We start from the raw sequence: 17,114 nt of genomic DNA on the forward strand, positions 1-17,114 counted from the left end.
GGCATTTTTTATATTTTGAGATAGGTAAATCATCAAACTTAGCTTTGAACTTCAACCCCAGCTTCGATCTCGACTGGTTGCGCTTGAGTATCGCTTTCTTTCGCCGCATCAAGCATCTTGCGAATAATGAGTGACGCTGCCATTGCGATAGCGACCATCACGACAGCAAGGACAGTGAGTAATTGGAAATAATCACCATATACGTTTTGTACAATGTCTTGTGTGATGGTCTGTCCTTTCTCTAACGCGATAGAGGTTGAGAATGCAGCGCCAATAATACCGCTCAATGCGATTGCCACAGAAAATAGGCTCACAGAGAAGTTTTCGATGTGCTTCGGCGCGACGGAAAGAATAAACGCTACGACCATCGAACCCACGATGACTTCTGCAATCGCCTGGAAGAAGTGAATAGCGAGAAAGATTTCTGGCATGATCACGACATCTTCACCCACGGTAGTCACGGCAAACGTCAAGATACCAAACGCTATTGCGGTCAGTACAAATGCCAAGGCGATTTTTGTCGCGGTAGAGAGGTAGATAGCGCGCTTTTCCAGCAACCCAAAAAAGCCAGCTACGATAGGACCACCAACCATACACCAAAGCGGGTTCATTGCCATTGCTGCTTCTGGTTCGAGCGGAATAAAACCAAATAGAGAGCCTTTTAATGTGTTGATAGCAACCATGTTCATCGAGGTCATCATTTGTCCGTAGTAAACAAAGAAACAGGTTGTCAGCAAGGTCACAATTAAGATGGTCCCCATCTTCAAAGACTCAGCTTTGCTTGCTTTAAGCATCAGAGATATGAAGTATGCGATCGCCGCCCCTCCGATGGCGTATACGATATTTTGGCCAATATCCATGTTTGAAAACATGAAAAATACCAACGCGATCATTGCCAATGAAATCAATGCAAAGAGTACCCAGTTTTTTAAACTTACGGTTTTTTGATCAAGCTCAGAGGCTACGCCAACAAGATCTTTGCGGAATACCAATAGCATGATCAATGCCGCTGCTGCCATAACAGCAGAGATGGTAAAACCGCCATTAAAGCCGATCACAAGGACAATCATTGGGAACAAATATTGACCTAAAAAGGCGCCAACATTATTCACTGAATAATTGATTGGGTATCCTTTTTCAAAATCTTCTTGTGATTTGAACGTTCGTTTATAGAGGCTAGGGTAAGAGGGTGACATCAGGCCGCGGCCATAACTGGCGAGCGCAATACCACACATTGAAAGTGGAACGTTAGAAGCAGAAGCCCCCAACACGAGTAATACGTAACCGGATGCAAAAGCGAAATATGCGATAGAAAGTGAGCGATAAGCGCCTAAAAACTTATCTGCAATAAAGCCGCCCGCAATCGCGAAAAGTGGCCCGATCGCCGAAAAAGCACCAACGATCATCATCGTATCGGCTTCGTTGTAATTTAGAACCTCTAGAAAAAATCGAGTTAGACTTACTAATACACCGTAAAATGATAAGCCAAACATCATTTGGCAGAACATCATGGATTTATTGAGTTTATTCCACATAATTTTGTACTCACATTAGCGGAGAAAGGTAGGTATTGTTATTTCTATTAAATAGTAATGAAACGAAAGATTGAGTATTGAAATAATTGTCGCATAACGTGGAAATGCTGCACTATATTTTCTAATGCTTAGGTGGCTAAATGCTAATGTGTTGTTCTGGATCAATTTGAATAAAGCAGTGCTTGATTCTGTTTTTGTTTAATTTTGTTGTATTTGTTACTAATTGAGACCGAAGGGGGGTTTATAGGATTACTGGTAAATAAAAAGAGGTCTTGCGAGAAAGGAAATTGCTGACGAAGTGCATCGCCAGCAATGATATAGCGGGCTTATTTGACTATTCGCATGGCGGTGCCATATGAATGACGGCCAAGCCACCTAAGGAAGTTTCACGGTATTTTTTGTTCATATCTTTACCAGTTTGATACATGGTTTCGATAACTTTATCTAATGAAATAAGGCATTTGCTCGTGCGCTTTAATGCCATACGTGAGGCATTAATGGCTTTCATTGCGCCCATGGCATTTCTTTCAATGCAAGGCACTTGAACCAAGCCGCCGATCGGGTCACAAGTCATTCCTAATGAATGCTCCATCGCAATTTCCGCAGCAATACAAATCTGCTCGTTACTGCCGCCTCTGAGCGCCGTTAAACCAGCGGCTGCCATGGATGAAGAAACCCCGACCTCTCCCTGACAACCCACTTCGGCGCCGGAAATTGACGCGTTAGTTTTATATAAGATGCCGATAGCGCCAGCGACTGCGAGAAAATCTTTCAGCTGTTTAATATCAAGCTCTTTGATGAAGCGATGGTAGTACATCAATACCGCCGGAATAACCCCTGCAGCGCCATTAGTTGGAGAAGTAACGACTTGTCCTCCAGCTGCATTTTCTTCGCTAACCGCAAAGGCAAAGAGGTTAATCCAATCCATGATCTCCATTGGATCATTCTCAACTGCAGCGTTAGCTTCGAGCTTCTTCAAAAGATTTGGTGCACGACGAGTGATATTGAGACCACCTTCTAAAATCCCTTCCGTATCGAAACCACGTTGCATGCAGAGCGACATCACTTTCCAAATTTGTTCTGCTCTTTGGCTAATTTCTTCATCTGAGCGGAATGCCAGCTCGTTTTGTAGAATCATACCTCCCAAACTAAAACCGTTAGTCTCGGCTTTTTCCAGCATCTCATCCGCTGATGTGAAAGGAAATGGTACCGCGACTTCATCTTGTTGCGTGCCGTTTTCTAGTTCGTGAGCGGTGGCGATGAACCCACCTCCGATGGAATAATAAATTTCAAACGCCACTTGGTCTCCCGCAGCGTCTAGTGCAGTAATCGTCATTCCGTTTTCATGCAGGGGAAGGTTGTCACTATGAAAGACGATGTCATGGTCGTAGCTAAACTCAATCTGGTGCGTACCAGCGAGCAGCAGCGTGTTGTTGTCTATAGTATTTTGTAGCGCACTTTTAGCGCTACTCATTTTGATCGTATCGGGTTTATTTCCCATCAAACCAAGGACAGTGGCTCGGTCTGTGTGGTGCCCTCTACCAGTGAGCGATAATGAGCCATAAAGGTCCACTTGCACCCGATGCACTTTCGCCATAGAGTCGCTAACTAGTTGAGTGAAATGGAATCCGGCAAGCATAGGACCATTAGTGTGGGAGCTAGAAGGCCCGACACCAATCTTAAATATATCGAAAATCGACAGCATAATTGACTTCCTTTAGCAGTGAACCTTTATAAAGGTCTCTAGAACAGTGTTGTTAACTAGATGTTAAAGCCTGTAGGCCGGGAGTGAAAGAAGATTTTTGTAACACTGCCAACTAAGCGCGAGATTTTGAAATGAAGTTAGACAATGTGGTCATCGTTTTAGGTAAACGCCTCGTCAATAGCAGATTGACCGTTGAGGGGGTAACAAGAGTCGAAGCGTTATCTAATGTGATTGCGTCATTGCCGACAGAGCGAACGGCGATTATTTTTTGTGGTGGATTAACGCAAGGTCAACGCATTTCTGAAGCAGATGCAATGTACAGTTATTTTAAATCTCTAAATGCGGCCGCTGTGCATCCGTTCCCTGAACATCAAGTACTTTTAGAAAATCGCTCTTTGAATACGTTTCAGAACATGCGTTACGCTTCTCGCGTTTTGTGTGATAGTGGTTTGTTCCAGTTATGGTCAGCGCGTCCGGTTGAGGTCACCTTGTTGTCGAATGACTACCACCTTGAGCGAATCATAGAAATCCAAACCTTGATGGATGAGCAGGGATTATTACGAGTACTAAAATCTGAGTGCGCCTCCATGGGCGTTACTCTCAACTTACCCTTGGATATCAACAAACATATCAGCGTACCATACCCACATAAAGGGCCTGTGGCGGCGGCATTTTTATTACTGGATGAACTCACGACTTACCGAGTTTATTTAGAAGGGGTCAAGCAGGGAGCATTTTTACGAGACTTATCGGTTGTCCGAAAGAAGCCGCTTATGATCGCGAGACATACCATTCAGCAATTGCTCGCTTTACCAATCGATAAAGATAGTTTGCAACAGATTGAAGATATGAAAAAGGCCATCGAAATGACGGCCTTGGATGAATCTGTAGGAGCTGCGGAACAAGCGTTAAGGATCGTTCATCCGATATTAACTGCATTGAACCGCCGCTTGGATCCTGAGTCTATTCATTAAGTTCGCGTTTTGTGCGGACTGCGCTCAATGCGATCAAACAGTAGCAAAGGAGTTCCATGCCTTCTTCCGAAATATTTTTAACATCACGGATGTAGTTCTCGTCCATCACTTGTTGCCAAAAACTGCCCATGCCATACAAGCGAGAGAAGACCAACAATAGCATCACGGCACCAATTAACAGTTTCATGTGGGGAACCGTTAAGATGGTCGCCATTTCGTTCATGGTACCTTTACCACCTTGGTAAGCTTTGGCGCAAGCCAGTGCGGTGACAGCTAGCGCAGGGAAAACCCAAGAACCATGACGAATCATGTCTGTCCAATAGTCTGTTTCACGAATAATGAGCACCGCGAAAAAGCCGGCAATCAAAATGGCCGCATGCTTTAGCTGAGGCTGTTGTTTGGATAGGCTAAAAAATGACCATGACGCAATCGCGAGCATCACAAGCTGGAGTGTTTCTGTTATGGAAAGCTCACCAAGGCTTGAACCCAACACGACATAATCAAGGCGAAGACTGAGGTTAACGAGAATACTGATAGCGACAATCATCAATGCACTTAAACTCGATTTATAAATGATGCGCTTTGACTCTTCAGTAACAACGTTGCTTGGGGCTGACTCGGCTTCTTTTACTATTTGTGTTTTCATCTTGCTCACCTGTTCCAGAAAATGTGGAAGAAATGTGAATTAGTGTGATCTGTGTTTGGAATTTTATTGTCCAAGTGGAAAGTTATGTCAGAGGAATGTCAAGAATAGAACACTGTTCGATATAGTATCGATGTGCGGTAAAGTCAGAGGTATGTAAAAATGAAGTGAGAAAGTTTTGATAAATCAAATAAAAAAGGAGCCTAAAGGCTCCTAAGTGATAGAGGGAATCTAACGTGTCGACAAAAAAATTTAGTAGTCGCCACTCTCACTTTCTTTATGATTGTCGCGATAGTATTCCCATTGCTCGACACGGTTATCGTCAGACAGCACGCAGTAAGTCACACGTTCGCCATTTTCCGAAACGGTATCCAACTCACCACCTTGCTGAACACAGTAAACGGCTGCAGGATTTGCGACGGAGGTATACTCAGTCGAGCGAGTGGCACCTTCGTAAGTTGAACAACCAGCCAGTACCAACGTTGCAGCCATAGCCATCATTAAATTTGTCTTTTTCATTCTTTATCTCCGCATGGGGTGGGCGAGTATTGTATTGATTATAGGCAACTTTCAGAGATTATTGTCTTATCGATGTTAAAAGTAAGAGGGACGTATAAGAATTTAGATATTCTCATCTTTTACTGGTTATCACGTCACACTTCTATTTGTTGCGGATTGTTACGAAGGTTAGAACCGTTACGTTCAAATCAATGTCTTGAACGCATTTGGACCGACAACGATGATTTAAAGCGTGAAGTTCGGTAATATGCGCGCAAAACATGACAGTGGTATTTTCGATGAGACACTTAAAATCGACCGTTCATCCGGACATTGAGCACTTGGACGACAAAATTATTTTCCAGCGCAATGCGGCACGCGCCATCGTACTAGATGGTGAAGATGTGTTGTTGCTCTATACAGAGCGTTACCATGACTACACTTTGCCAGGTGGTGGTATTGATGATGGTGAAGATGTGATTGCTGGACTAGTTCGTGAACTGGAAGAAGAAACCGGCGCGCAGAATATCCATGGTATTAAGCCTTTCGGAATCTTTGAGGAGTTTCGTCCTTGGTACAAAGACGACGCTGACGTAATGCACATGGTGTCGTATTGCTATACATGTAAAATTGATCGTGAGCTAGGCGAAACGGCTTATGAAGACTATGAAGTTAAAAATGGAATGCGTCCAGTATGGATGAACATTCACGAAGCGATAGCGCACAATGAAAAGACCATGGCAGAAAGCCCGAAAAAAGGCACGAGCATCGAGCGCGAAACGTTTTTGCTTCAGTTGATTTCTAAAGAATTACTATAAATAACTTAGCTTGCCTCATAGTGACTTACCCACTCATTGTTCTGTTGATAGGTCAGCTTTTAAATCGATAAAAAAAGTCCGGACTCCCCCCCGGAACCCGGACTTATTCCAGACGCGCAAGCGAAGCGTCATCTTGATATTTTAAATTTGTTTCGAACTATGAAAACAATAGCTGTTTTACATTTAGTGTGTAAATAATTATTAGGTCCAACCATTGGTTTTCATGTTTTTTGCAAACGCAATGTGACGCATATCTACCCAATTGGCAAGCGCAATTTGGGTACCTTTTAATAAACCACTACTCTTTCTTATCTTTGAGATACCTTACCTCAACTTTTTTGCACACGTTTGCATAGAGATCACGAGTTTTCAAATTGGCCGAACACGATCTTGTAATTTTACGTTTTTCTGACATTGGATTTTGTCGTGATTTTTATCACAAATTGACCAACGGAGGTAGTGGACTAAAGTCGATCAGCGGTTGCGAAACCATCGGAGCATCTGAAGCAAATAAGAGTAAAGGTTGAAATGATGAGGATTGTAACTGACCGATATCTATCAACTTTTCCAGCGCGAAGAATCGACTAACGTATTGGCGAGTCTCTTTAGGTAGTGTGAGCTTCTGAAAGTCGTTACTGCCTGCTCGCTGAATAGCGCGTGCGACACGCCCTTCACCTGCATTGTAGGCCGCTAATGTCAGCGCCATGTTTTGATCGAATTTGTTGTATAAAAACGTCAGATACTTGAGTGCTGCAGCTGTGCTTGCTTCTGTATCAAAGCGATCGTCTTGTTTTGTATCTACGGTCAACCCGAATCGTTGAGCTGTTGCTGGTATCAGTTGCCAAAGTCCGGCGGCGTTGGCATGAGAAACGGCTTTGGGGTTGTAAGAGGATTCCAACATTGGCACTAAGGCTAGACTCTTTGGTAAAGAGTGGCTTTGCAGTTGTTTGAAAATATGATGAATCACCAGGCTGGATGAATCGAGACGCTTGGCAATTTGTGGTTTGTATGGGGCTAAAACTTGATATTGCGTTTGAATATCAGCTGGGCTTGGTTTCGCCTGACTGGTGATTGAAAGGCAGGATAGTAAGGCGATAAAAATAAAAAGGCCTACAGTACTCAGCCGAGATGGCGACTGAATCTGTAGGCAAGACGAACATCGTTTAGAACGATTTATCTTCATAAGTGTGTTGCACAGGTTGTTTGAGTTGACTGACCAACTCATGGAACGCCGCAGAGCTGTGGCCATTGCTCTGATTGTATTGTTGGCACTGACTTACCAACGTTTCCAATAGCGCCCATTGTTTTCTAGCTTGCATACCTATTTGGGCAGGCAAAGCATTGAAAATTCGTTTTACGCTGGCGTCATTACACGCTAACCCCAGCTCTCGCATACACTGGCTTCTATCACTGGCTGAGCGGCTAAGTTTATTGAGTATTGGCATTTGTTTCTGAACATTATTGCTCAGTGCCTCACCATCAAACTTTAAGTACAACGTTTTTTGCTGTTGAAGCAAAGGGATAAGTTGTTGATAGAGCTTGATATCCTCAGGTATTGAGCGAATAAATTGTTGAATTCGCTGCGATACTGCGCTTGCCATGATCTCTTCCTAGTGTGTTATTACTCGTGACCTGTATGGAATTGCATGATCGCCTTTGATAGTGCTTTTGTATCTAGGCTAAGTTCGCCACGCGCTAATGCGTTACGTACTTGTTCTACTTTTTCCATATCAACATCAGGTAGTGATGCCATTTCAGCTTGAGCGCGATCTATCGCTACGGTATTCGCTTGAAATGCAGGCTCGTGTACTTTGCTCTGTTCGACGACGTCGACAGGCTGTTTGCTTGCTTGCTGTAATTTTGTTTGTGGGACATGACCGCCCGCGACTTTGTCGATTTTCATGCTGTGGTCCTCATCATCATGTTCTAAATTAAGTAGGCGGTTAGGATGTGATAAACATTAAATATTTTTTTTGTACTCGAAATTCAGCGTTACTGACGAGAGCCAAAATTAAAAAATGTTACTCTGAGTCCAAAATCAAAATTGAGTATGAACCTGGTTTAACCCGGTTACGACAGCTCTAATGACCTTGCCAGAACTTAGGTTTTCTACTTCAATTTGTTGCCCTTTCGCACCATCTTCTAAGGCGACTCCTTTCGTGCTGGCGCTAAATCCATTTTTGCTCGCAATCACTATGACTTCATTGCCTTTTTCGATTAAAGGGGGAGCCGATAAATTGGATGGGTTGACCACTTGCCCTGCACGTAAACGGCGAGAGGTTTCTAAGCCTATTGCTTGTCCTGGGCGAGTATAAAAATCGTCTTGTCGCGAGATGGTGCGCGTTTCCAGTTTAACGTGCTTGGCAGTCACAACTTCATTTCGACCGACCGTGGTTGTGGCAACCAAGACAGGCAGTGTCAGAGAAGATTTTATCGTGATGTTAATTCGCCAGGGTGAAGCGATGTCATCGCAACTTACTGAGCGCTTAAGGTTTCCAACTGGCAACGCTTGATTGTCGCGACCAGTGATGACCAGAGGCGACTCACACTCAGGTAGGTGATTCGCCGAGCCTGGTACCCACATGTCGAAATCCAGTTGGTATTCTCCCCACTGGTTAGAGTGAGCATTTTGGGCCACTTCTTGTTTGAAATGCTCTGCTACAACAGATTTTATCTCCTCAACGCTTAGGGTTCTGCCAGAGGGGTTGGCGAAAGTTTGTCCTGGTATTAGAGCAAGCAGAGTTAGCATTAATGTTGAGGAAGTAAGCACTTTCCCCTTGCTTTTAATGCTTTCCGTGAGCCGGAAGTTTGGCTTCCATCCTTGTTTGTAAATCATTGATATATATAGCTATTTTTTATGGCACGCATCTTGTTTGTATGTTGGCGTATTCGAGCCAACTGTAAGGAAGATGCATGGCGATCACATTTGAAAATGCTTTAGGTGTACATCCAGAGGCACTTAATTTTCGCGTTCAGCGTACCAAAGTCCTTGCCAGTAACCTAGCAAATGTTGACACCCCTGGGTATTTGGCGAAAGACCTAAGTTTCACCACCGTAATGAACCAGGTGGCTGCAGGCGGTGTGAACAAACCAGTGCCTAAGTTTCAGGTTCAGGCCCAATACTCGGTGCCTTACCAGAACAGCAAAGATGGCAACACTGTAGAACTGGGTGTTGAACAAGCGAAATTCACGCAAAACAACATGGACTTTCAAACTAGCCTGACGTTTCTCAACATGAAATTTAATGGCTTAACGAAAGCGATTGAGGGACGTTAATTATGTCATTCACTGATATTTACTCGATCACTGGATCCGCGATGACAGCACAAACTGTGCGTCTTAACACGGTCGCCAGTAACTTAGCTAACGCGGACGCGGTGTCTGCAAATCCAGATGACGCTTATAAAGCGCTGAAGCCTGTATTCGCGACTGTGTACCAAAAAGCGCAGTTGACGACGGAAAACGGGGTTTATCCCAATGCTGAAGTTCGCATTGTTGACGTTGTGAAAAATGCGGGAGAAGCCGAGAAACGCTTTGAGCCAAACAACCCGTTGGCTAATGGTGAAGGTTATGTGTATTACCCAGATATCGATGTCGTGGCTGAAATGGCAGACATGATGTCAGCGACACGTAGCTTCGAAACCAATGTTGAAGTGTTATCAAATGTGAAAAGTATGCAGCAAGGTCTGCTTAGATTAGGGCAGGGCAGTTAATGAGTCTCGCACAATATACACCTTTATCGTCTGATGCTCCGGTGAGCACTAAAGCAAAAGAGAACAATGGCATTGCACCAAACCCTAAAGATATGAACAGTGCTTCTTCATTAGAGAACGAATTCATTTCTTTGATGGTGGCGCAGATCCAAAACCAAGATCCACTTAACCCACTTGATGGCACGGAATACGTTGGTCAGTTGGCTCAATTCTCTCAAGTTCAAAGTACCGAGAATATGTCCAAGACAATGCAACAGAGCATGATTCTCCTCGACAACATGCAAGTGCTATCGACAGCGGGGCTCGTCGGACAAACTGTTTACGTCAATTCCAAAGAATTTGAGCTTGGTGAAGGCGTACAGAACGGAAAAATCGAACTCGCTCATAGCTCAAACCAAGTGACGTTAGTTGTGAAAGATGAGTTTGGTCAATCCACTAAAGTGCCATTAGGTGCTCACGGCAAAGGTGACGTCGACTTTTCAATTAATCCTGAAGAACTTGGTCTTAAACCAGGCAAATACTCAGTGGCAGTAGAAGTGCAAGAAGGGCAAGCAAGTCCAAATGTGCTTATGGCTGGCACTGTTGAGCAAGTGCGTATTCCAAACACTGGCGGCGCAGCATTAGTCAATGTCCATGGCGTTGGCAACGTTCCTTTCTATCAAATCACTCAGTTTGGTGCTTAACCAAATAGGGAAATCAGAGGTCTTTTTATGAGTTTTAACATCGCACTAAGTGGTCTGGACGCGACCAACACAGAGCTAAACACAATCAGTCACAACATTGCCAACGCATCAACGTATGGTTTTAAAGGTGGCCGCACAGAATTCTCCGCAGTATACAACGGCATGCAACCTGGTGGTGTAGAAGTCGCGTCAATTTCACAGAACTTCGACAAAGACGGCAGTATCTCAGGGACAGGCCGTAATATGGACCTAGCAATTAACGGCGGTGGCTTCTTTGTCACTAAAGACAACATGGGTCAAACGCTCTACACGCGTTCAGGTGTATTCTCAAGGGATAAGGACAACTTTATTACGGCCAACAGTGGCGCAAAACTGCAAGGTTACAGTGTGGATAGCAACAACAACCTGATGACAGGCTCTGTGGGCAATATCCAAGTATCTACGTCATCACTGAGTGCAAAAGCGACAGACGGTGTTGATTTTGTTGCAAACTTTGATGCAAGTGTGTCTGCCATTGATAAAACGGTAACGCCGTTCAATCCGGACGATTCAAACTCATTCAATACGTCTTACACCACAAAAGTCTATGACTCGCTGGGCAACTCGCACACGGTAACCCAGTACTTCACTAAGACCGCTTCTAACTCTTGGGAAGTGAATGTTCAAGTGGATGGTGGCGCAACACCAGTGACAACGGTGCCAGTAACGTTTGACAAAGACGGTTCGCTTTCTTCACCGACGGCTCCGTTTAATGTTTCATTCCCTGCGGCAGGCGCAAACGCGATGAGTGTCGACATTAACTTGAAAGGCAGCACGCAGTTTGGTGCGAAATTCGGCGTAAGTACTAACAGCCCGAATGGTTACACATCCGGTAAGCTTACAGGTGTACGCGTTGAAGGTAATGGCATGGTTTACGCGACCTACAATAACGGCCAATCACAGCTGCAAGGTCAAGTTATACTTGCAGACTTCGCCAACACACAAGGTTTAGCAAAAGTGAGTGGTACGGCGTGGACTCAAAGCTTCAGCTCTGGTGCGCCAATCACGGGTGTCCCTGGTTCAGGTACGTTGGGTGATTTAACCCCAGGTGCGCTAGAAGGTTCTAACGTTGACCTAACCAGTGAGCTTGTGGCGCTTATGACCGCACAGCGTAACTACCAAGCAAACGCGAAAACCATCTCTACCAGCGACAAGCTAACTCAAGCTTTGTTTAACGCGGTGTAATGGGAGTTTTGCATGGATAGCTTGTTATTTACTGCAACGTCAGGTGCGAGTCGAGTTCTTAAGGCTCAGCACGTGCGTTCAAACAACTTATCAAACGCTGATACTGCTGGCTTTCGAGCGGATATGGAGCGCGTGCGCAGTGTAGAAATGCAAGGCCCAGGTTTTGATGGTCGCACTATGGTTGTGACCAACTCTGCCTCAACGCGCTTTGATTCTGGCGACATTATGAAAACGGGACGCCCGTTGGATGTCGCCATCATGGGTGAGGGTTATCTCGCTGTTGAAACCCCTGCGGGTAACGAAGCGTACACGCGAGCGGGCAATATCCAAGTCGACACTTTTGGTGCCATGACCATCAACGGTTTTCCTGTTCTTGGTGAAAATGGGCCTTTGGTTGTGCCTGATTATCAAAAGATTGAAATTAGCGAGCGTGGTCAAGTATCTGTGATTCCACCAGGTGGTGGCGCAGAAATCGTCGCGGGAACGTTGAAGTTGGTTAAACCAGAAATGAACCAACTTCAAAAAGAGAGTGACAGCCTACTGCACAGTGTAGATGGCGTGCCATTCGCTGCCGATGAAACCGTGCAACTTTCTCCTGAGCACATTGAGGGCAGTAACGTATCTGCCATTGATGAGTTGATTAGCGTGATGTCGTTGACGCGTAACTTCGAGATGCAAGTTCGCATGATGAAAACGGCCGAGACGTTGGCACAAGCTGGTAATAAATTAATGGCGGCGAGATAAGTCTCGCCCCGCAAGGAGTAATAAAAAATGCATTCAGCATTATGGGTAAGTAAAACAGGCATGGCAGCGCAGGACACGAAAATGACTGCCATTTCTAACAACCTAGCGAACGTAAATACAGTTGGCTTTAAGCGTGACCGAGTTGTATTCGAAGACCTTTTCTACAGCATTCAGCGTCAACCTGGTGCTCAAGTAGACCAAGTTAACGAGTTGCCAAGTGGTATTCAGCTAGGTAGTGGTGTTCGCGTAGTTGGTACGCAAAAAGTGTTTACGCAAGGTAACACTCAAAATACAACACAAGAGTTGGACCTTGCCGTTATGGGACAGGGTTTCTTTCAAATCGAAAACTCGGATGGACAGATCATGTACACACGTAATGGTCAGTTCCATGTCAACTCTGAAGGCTTGATGGTTAACAGCCAAGGCTTGCCGTTAGAGCCACAAATTCAGATCCCAGATAATGCCTCTTCATTCTCTGTTGGTGTTGATGGCACGGTAACAACAACGACGGCGGACGATCCAACGCCACAGCAGCTTGGTCAAATCACACTCGCAAAATTCATTAACCCAGCAGGCTTAGAGGCTGTGGGTGGTAACTTGTTCCGTGAAACGGAAGCCAGCGGCCCGGCAGATGAACTGATTGCTGGTGAAGATGGCGCAGGCCTCATCAAGCAAGGTGCATTGGAAGGTTCAAACGTACAAGTAGTGGAAGAGATGGTCGACATGATCACGACTCAACGTGCGTATGAGATGAATGCGAAAGTGGTCTCTGCTGCAGATGACATGCTGAAGTTTGTTTCGCAATCAATGTAAGTATGAAATTGGTGATGATGAAGGAAAAAGCAATGAAATGGCTTTCTAAGAGTTGGGCAGTAGCCGCCGTGTTGCTGGTGGGATGTGCCGGCCGTCAGGAATTTATTCCGCCTGAGCCAAATGCCGAGGAATACGCACCACCAACGCTCGATTACACGTTGCCGGAAACCCAGTCTGGTAGCCTTTATCGTCACCAATACACGATGACCCTGTTTCAGGATCGTCGTGCTTACCGAGTTGGCGATGTGTTAACGGTTCAACTATCAGAAGAAACCTCATCGAGCAAAAAAGCGGGTACTAAGTTTGGCAAAAGTTCAGCGGTTAATTTCGCGGCGCCGACCATTGGAACGAAAACGTTCGATGAGCTAGGGGTTAGTGTCGATGGCAGCCGCAACTTTGATGGCAGCGCTTCAAGCTCACAGGGTAACAAGCTGCAAGGTGCTATCACCGTAACGGTACACGAGGTGTTACCTAATGGTGTATTGCGTATCAGTGGCGAAAAATGGCTGCGCCTTAACCAGGGAGATGAGTTTATTCGTCTCACTGGCATTGTTCGTGTGGATGATATTAATCGCAGCAACCAAGTTTCTTCTCAACGAATTGCTGATGCACGAATTACTTACGCAGGTCGCGGAGCTCTGGCTGACAGCAACGCAGCCGGATGGCTAACTCAATTCTTCAACAGCCCATGGGTACCTTTCTAATGAAGACAATGCAATCTTTCTTTACGTCTTTCCTATTGGTGTTGACCTTGGGATTACCAACCACTTCACATGCTGAAGTGGAAATTCCGATCATGGACTTGGTCGATGTACGCGGCATTCGAGAAAACCAATTGGTTGGTTATGGTTTGGTGGTTGGCTTAGCTGGCCAGGGTGACCGAAACCAAGTGAAATTTACTTCTCAATCTATCACCAACATGCTTCGTCAGTTTGGGGTTCAAATTGATGACAGTATGAACCCTAAGCTACGAAATGTGGCTTCTGTGAGCGTGACAGCGTCCGTTGATCCAATGGCGGGCCCCGGACAAACTTTGGACGTGGTCGTGTCTTCAATTGGTGACGCGAAAAGCCTCCGTGGCGGTACGCTATTGTTGACGCCTTTACGCGGTATTGATGGTGAAGTGTATGCCATTGCACAAGGAAACGTCGTGGTGGGCGGTTTATCTGCAGAAGGGCGAAGTGGCTCCAAAGTCGAAGTTAACACGCCAACGGCAGGTCGCGTCCCGAATGGTGCGACGTTAGAGAGAGAAATCAAAACTGATTTCAACCAGCGTGATGAAGTCACCTTAAACCTGCGTAAACCAAGCTTCACGACGGCAAAAAATATCGCGCGTGAAATCAACAACACTTTTGGGCCTAACGTTGCTGTTGCGATCAATAAAGCGCGCATTGATATGCGTGCACCAAAAGATACCCAACAGCGCGTAGTGATGATGTCGATGCTTGAAGAAATGAGCGTCGTGGAAGGCCGCAAGCCGGCTCGAATTGTCTTTAACTCTCGTACGGGAACGGTCGTGATCGGTAAGAGTGTCAAAGTTAGTGAGGCAGCAGTGAGCCATGGCAACTTAACCGTGCGAATTTCTGAATCACAACAAGTCAGTCAGCCAAATGCGTTTGCAAATGGCGATACGAAAGTCGTTAACCAAACGGATCTTGATGTGAACGAAGATTTAGCTCAAATGGTGATTTGGCCTCCAGGCACGGAGCTCAACACTATTGTGACTGCGGTAAACAGCTTAGGTGCCACACCTACTGACTTAATGTCTATCCTGCAAGCACTGAGCGAAGCGGGTGCATTGAACGCTGAATTGGTCGTGATTTAAGGAGTTAAGGATGAAACTAGACAGTACCAATGAACAAACTCAACTGAATTCGATGCTGTATCACGACAACAGCGCACTTGCCAACATCAAGCAGAGTCGAGATCAGGAAGGCGCGCTTGAAGTAGTGGCGGGTCAATTTGAGGCGATGTTTTTACAAATGGTGCTGCGTCAAATGCGCAGCAGCAGCGATGTTCTAGCGGATAAAGACAGCCCGTTTGCGAGCCAACAGCAAGGTGTTTTCCGCGATATGTACGATGGGCAACTGGCAATGGAACTGGCAAAAAAGCAGAGCTCTGGCATTGCCAATATGCTCATCCAGCAACTTAGCCCCTCTATGCGCGAAGTCGCCTTTGATGCTGCGCGTAACATCTCATCTGCAAACGATGGTAAAGGTGCGAATTCTGAATCTATCTCACAGCTTGATGCTAACGAGATTGAGGGGAACTCGAGCTTATTTAATACCGCCTCTCAAGCCGTCGCCTCTGTAAAACAGGTGCTCGGTGAGGCCGGTATGACTACCGCGTTTTCTCAGCCGTTGATCAGGAAAATGGAGCTGTAAATGAACCTAGTTAATATTGCCCTTTCAGGTTTAGGCGCGAACCGCGTGGCCTTAGACGTAACGGCACAAAACGTGGCGAACGTGAATACTGTGGGCTACAGCCGTCAACAAGCATTGATGGCATCAGTCGATGACGGAAAAGCTAACCGCTTAAGCCCTGGTCTAGGGGTAGAGGTCACCAGCATTCGCCGCGTTACAGACCAATTTCTGATTAAGCAAACGTGGTCAACTAACAGTATGGCGGCGTACGCTTCTGGTTACACCAGCAACATGAGCCAATTGGAAAATACGCTAGGGGCCGATGGCTTCAGTATTTCTGCTGGTTTGGACTCTCTAAACGCTGCGCTTAACGATGCCACGGTTAAGCCTGAGTCGATCCCTTACCGTCAACAAATCATCAACGAATCTGAAGCGTTGGCACGCCGCTTTAATACGCTGACCGAGTCTTTGCACAATCAACATAAAGATATGAGCGATCAGCGTAATGCGGCACTCAACCACGCGAATAGCCTCATGGAAAACATCGCGAAGGTAAACAAGCAGCTGGTTGAAATGCAAGGAACAGGCGGCAACCCATCGCAACTTATGGATGAACGAGATAAATTGATCGGCGAGTTATCTCAAACCATCGAAATCAGAACAACAGAACAGCCTGACGGCAGTGTTCAGGTAACGTTGACCTCTGGTCAGCCACTTGTGATGGGCACGGACCATGGCAAACTCGCAGCCGTTCCAGACCCTAGTGACCCTTACGTAGCAGACTTACACGTAACATTCTCAAGCCAAAGTTTTGCGATTGGTGACTCTCTTGGTGGCAAATTAGGTGCGATTAACGATTATCAAACCGATGTATTAAAACCAAACCAATTGGCTTTGAATGACATGGCGAAAGCATTAGCGGATGAATACAACGCTGTGCTCGCTACTGGACAAGATTTAAATGGTAACCCAGGTAAACCATTGTTCAGTTACGACCCTGCCAACCCAGCGGCAAGTTTGGATATCACTGAGTTGACTCCAGGTGAGCTTGCGTTTTCAAGTGATGGTACGCCAGGTAATGCGGATGTATTGCAGTCGTTGATTAATTTAAGCAACAAGCCTGTTTCTGTGACTGGCTATGGCTCAGTGAGTTTGAATGACGCATTCAGTTCTATGGTGGGTCAAACCGCGATTAAAGCACGCCAAGCAGACGCCGATTACCAAGCTAAGTTAGCCATGAACAAGCAAGCACATGCGGCTCGTGACAATGTGAGTGCCGTTAACAGTGATGAAGAAGCGGCTAACTTAATGACGTTTGCTAATGCACACAATGCCAACATGAAAGTGATCAGCACAGCGAATCAGCTGTTCGATTCTGTATTGCAGTTATTCTAAAGGAAA

The 17,114-nt window shown here is 45.6% G+C and carries 20 protein-coding genes; 12 read left to right on the top strand and 8 right to left on the bottom strand.

Translation table 11 applies throughout. From position 1 onward, the window contains the following. Positions 1-38: 38 nt before the first annotated feature. Both NB463_RS03950 and NB463_RS03955 read right to left on the bottom strand, forming a co-directional pair. Positions 39-1,535, bottom strand: a complete 1,497-nt coding sequence (locus NB463_RS03950) for a peptide MFS transporter (protein ID WP_258431853.1) — start codon at positions 1,533-1,535, stop codon at positions 39-41. A 334-nt stretch (positions 1,536-1,869) separates the two neighbouring features. Continuing rightward, positions 1,870-3,240 carry an L-serine ammonia-lyase gene (locus NB463_RS03955; protein WP_258431854.1) on the bottom strand — a complete coding sequence of 457 codons (1,371 nt, stop codon included), beginning with the start codon at positions 3,238-3,240 and terminating at the stop codon, positions 1,870-1,872. Between the two features lie 131 nt (positions 3,241-3,371). On the opposite strand from NB463_RS03955, the gene NB463_RS03960 reads away from it, so the two are divergent. Next, positions 3,372-4,214, top strand: coding sequence for a YdcF family protein (locus NB463_RS03960; RefSeq protein WP_258431855.1), 843 nt, complete (start codon positions 3,372-3,374; stop codon positions 4,212-4,214). On the opposite strand, the gene NB463_RS03965 is transcribed toward NB463_RS03960, so the two are convergent. Beyond that, positions 4,204-4,860 (bottom strand): hypothetical protein, encoded by a 657-nt coding sequence (locus tag NB463_RS03965; RefSeq protein WP_048624711.1) that lies wholly within the window; start codon positions 4,858-4,860, stop codon positions 4,204-4,206. The genes NB463_RS03960 and NB463_RS03965 overlap by 11 nt on opposite strands. Positions 4,861-5,109: 249 nt before the next feature. Further along, on the bottom strand, positions 5,110-5,376 hold the full coding sequence (locus NB463_RS03970) for a putative hemolysin (protein WP_005395313.1): 267 nt from the start codon (positions 5,374-5,376) through the stop codon (positions 5,110-5,112). Positions 5,377-5,654: 278 nt separating this feature from the next. Between NB463_RS03970 and NB463_RS03975 the strand changes: the two genes are divergently transcribed. After that, entirely contained in the window at positions 5,655-6,173 is a 519-nt protein-coding gene (locus NB463_RS03975; protein WP_258431856.1) for an NUDIX hydrolase, read from the top strand. Between the two features lie 436 nt (positions 6,174-6,609). Here the strand turns inward: NB463_RS03975 and NB463_RS03980 are convergent, their stop codons facing one another. From NB463_RS03980 to flgA, 4 genes are all read right to left on the bottom strand, one after another. Continuing rightward, positions 6,610-7,356 carry a lytic transglycosylase domain-containing protein gene (locus NB463_RS03980; RefSeq protein WP_104970254.1) on the bottom strand — a complete coding sequence of 249 codons (747 nt, stop codon included), beginning with the start codon at positions 7,354-7,356 and terminating at the stop codon, positions 6,610-6,612. Beyond that, entirely contained in the window at positions 7,337-7,774 is a 438-nt protein-coding gene (gene flgN / locus NB463_RS03985) for a flagellar export chaperone FlgN (RefSeq protein ID WP_006741304.1), read from the bottom strand. The genes NB463_RS03980 and flgN overlap by 20 nt, the downstream gene beginning before the upstream one ends. 20 nt (positions 7,775-7,794) lie before the next feature. Further along, entirely contained in the window at positions 7,795-8,076 is a 282-nt protein-coding gene (flgM, locus tag NB463_RS03990; RefSeq protein ID WP_006741305.1) for a flagellar biosynthesis anti-sigma factor FlgM, read from the bottom strand. Between the two features lie 135 nt (positions 8,077-8,211). Further along, positions 8,212-9,009, bottom strand: coding sequence for a flagellar basal body P-ring formation chaperone FlgA (flgA, locus tag NB463_RS03995; RefSeq protein ID WP_258431859.1), 798 nt, complete (start codon positions 9,007-9,009; stop codon positions 8,212-8,214). Positions 9,010-9,086: 77 nt separating this feature from the next. Between flgA and flgB the strand changes: the two genes are divergently transcribed. From flgB to flgK, 10 genes are read left to right on the top strand one after another with little or no spacing between them, the layout of a single operon-like run. Continuing rightward, positions 9,087-9,449, top strand: a complete 363-nt coding sequence (flgB, locus tag NB463_RS04000; protein ID WP_005395306.1) for a flagellar basal body rod protein FlgB — start codon at positions 9,087-9,089, stop codon at positions 9,447-9,449. A 2-nt stretch (positions 9,450-9,451) separates the two neighbouring features. After that, on the top strand, positions 9,452-9,886 hold the full coding sequence (flgC, locus tag NB463_RS04005) for a flagellar basal body rod protein FlgC (RefSeq protein ID WP_005395305.1): 435 nt from the start codon (positions 9,452-9,454) through the stop codon (positions 9,884-9,886). Further along, positions 9,886-10,569: a flagellar hook assembly protein FlgD gene (gene flgD, locus NB463_RS04010; protein ID WP_005395303.1), complete on the top strand. Its 684-nt coding sequence runs from the start codon at positions 9,886-9,888 to the stop codon at positions 10,567-10,569. The genes flgC and flgD overlap by 1 nt, the downstream gene beginning before the upstream one ends. A 27-nt stretch (positions 10,570-10,596) precedes the next feature. Then, on the top strand, positions 10,597-11,793 hold the full coding sequence (flgE, locus tag NB463_RS04015) for a flagellar hook protein FlgE (protein WP_257081006.1): 1,197 nt from the start codon (positions 10,597-10,599) through the stop codon (positions 11,791-11,793). A 12-nt stretch (positions 11,794-11,805) separates the two neighbouring features. Next, on the top strand, positions 11,806-12,537 hold the full coding sequence (gene flgF, locus NB463_RS04020) for a flagellar basal-body rod protein FlgF (protein ID WP_006741308.1): 732 nt from the start codon (positions 11,806-11,808) through the stop codon (positions 12,535-12,537). A 27-nt stretch (positions 12,538-12,564) separates the two neighbouring features. Then, entirely contained in the window at positions 12,565-13,350 is a 786-nt protein-coding gene (flgG, locus tag NB463_RS04025) for a flagellar basal-body rod protein FlgG (RefSeq protein ID WP_005395297.1), read from the top strand. Positions 13,351-13,382: 32 nt separating this feature from the next. Beyond that, on the top strand, positions 13,383-14,054 hold the full coding sequence (flgH, locus tag NB463_RS04030) for a flagellar basal body L-ring protein FlgH (protein ID WP_005395295.1): 672 nt from the start codon (positions 13,383-13,385) through the stop codon (positions 14,052-14,054). Beyond that, the gene (locus NB463_RS04035) at positions 14,054-15,175 is read left to right on the top strand and encodes a flagellar basal body P-ring protein FlgI (protein WP_258431860.1); all 1,122 of its coding nucleotides are present in this window, start codon (positions 14,054-14,056) and stop codon (positions 15,173-15,175) included. Before flgH ends, NB463_RS04035 begins: the two co-directional genes overlap by 1 nt. 10 nt (positions 15,176-15,185) lie before the next feature. After that, positions 15,186-15,734, top strand: a complete 549-nt coding sequence (locus NB463_RS04040; protein WP_005395292.1) for a rod-binding protein — start codon at positions 15,186-15,188, stop codon at positions 15,732-15,734. Further along, positions 15,735-17,108: a flagellar hook-associated protein FlgK gene (gene flgK, locus NB463_RS04045; RefSeq protein WP_005395291.1), complete on the top strand. Its 1,374-nt coding sequence runs from the start codon at positions 15,735-15,737 to the stop codon at positions 17,106-17,108. Positions 17,109-17,114: the final 6 nt, after the last annotated feature.

The sequence above is a fragment of the Vibrio sp. RM-41-2B genome (assembly GCF_024744415.1).
In the GTDB taxonomy this organism is placed as follows: domain Bacteria; phylum Pseudomonadota; class Gammaproteobacteria; order Enterobacterales; family Vibrionaceae; genus Vibrio; species Vibrio diabolicus.

What these genes read in the sequence shown, in the direction of transcription:
- NB463_RS03950 (WP_258431853.1), bottom strand. Translation starts at nt 1,535, where the DNA reads ATGTGGAATAAACTCAATAAATCCATGATGTTCTGCCAAATGATGTTT.
- NB463_RS03955 (WP_258431854.1), bottom strand. Translation starts at nt 3,240, where the DNA reads ATGCTGTCGATTTTCGATATATTTAAGATTGGTGTCGGGCCTTCTAGC.
- NB463_RS03960 (WP_258431855.1), top strand. Translation starts at nt 3,372, where the DNA reads ATGAAGTTAGACAATGTGGTCATCGTTTTAGGTAAACGCCTCGTCAAT.
- NB463_RS03965 (WP_048624711.1), bottom strand. Translation starts at nt 4,860, where the DNA reads ATGAAAACACAAATAGTAAAAGAAGCCGAGTCAGCCCCAAGCAACGTT.
- NB463_RS03970 (WP_005395313.1), bottom strand. Translation starts at nt 5,376, where the DNA reads ATGAAAAAGACAAATTTAATGATGGCTATGGCTGCAACGTTGGTACTG.
- NB463_RS03975 (WP_258431856.1), top strand. Translation starts at nt 5,655, where the DNA reads ATGAGACACTTAAAATCGACCGTTCATCCGGACATTGAGCACTTGGAC.
- NB463_RS03980 (WP_104970254.1), bottom strand. Translation starts at nt 7,356, where the DNA reads ATGAAGATAAATCGTTCTAAACGATGTTCGTCTTGCCTACAGATTCAG.
- flgN (WP_006741304.1), bottom strand. Translation starts at nt 7,774, where the DNA reads ATGGCAAGCGCAGTATCGCAGCGAATTCAACAATTTATTCGCTCAATA.
- flgM (WP_006741305.1), bottom strand. Translation starts at nt 8,076, where the DNA reads ATGAAAATCGACAAAGTCGCGGGCGGTCATGTCCCACAAACAAAATTA.
- flgA (WP_258431859.1), bottom strand. Translation starts at nt 9,009, where the DNA reads ATGATTTACAAACAAGGATGGAAGCCAAACTTCCGGCTCACGGAAAGC.
- flgB (WP_005395306.1), top strand. Translation starts at nt 9,087, where the DNA reads ATGGCGATCACATTTGAAAATGCTTTAGGTGTACATCCAGAGGCACTT.
- flgC (WP_005395305.1), top strand. Translation starts at nt 9,452, where the DNA reads ATGTCATTCACTGATATTTACTCGATCACTGGATCCGCGATGACAGCA.
- flgD (WP_005395303.1), top strand. Translation starts at nt 9,886, where the DNA reads ATGAGTCTCGCACAATATACACCTTTATCGTCTGATGCTCCGGTGAGC.
- flgE (WP_257081006.1), top strand. Translation starts at nt 10,597, where the DNA reads ATGAGTTTTAACATCGCACTAAGTGGTCTGGACGCGACCAACACAGAG.
- flgF (WP_006741308.1), top strand. Translation starts at nt 11,806, where the DNA reads ATGGATAGCTTGTTATTTACTGCAACGTCAGGTGCGAGTCGAGTTCTT.
- flgG (WP_005395297.1), top strand. Translation starts at nt 12,565, where the DNA reads ATGCATTCAGCATTATGGGTAAGTAAAACAGGCATGGCAGCGCAGGAC.
- flgH (WP_005395295.1), top strand. Translation starts at nt 13,383, where the DNA reads ATGAAATGGCTTTCTAAGAGTTGGGCAGTAGCCGCCGTGTTGCTGGTG.
- NB463_RS04035 (WP_258431860.1), top strand. Translation starts at nt 14,054, where the DNA reads ATGAAGACAATGCAATCTTTCTTTACGTCTTTCCTATTGGTGTTGACC.
- NB463_RS04040 (WP_005395292.1), top strand. Translation starts at nt 15,186, where the DNA reads ATGAAACTAGACAGTACCAATGAACAAACTCAACTGAATTCGATGCTG.
- flgK (WP_005395291.1), top strand. Translation starts at nt 15,735, where the DNA reads ATGAACCTAGTTAATATTGCCCTTTCAGGTTTAGGCGCGAACCGCGTG.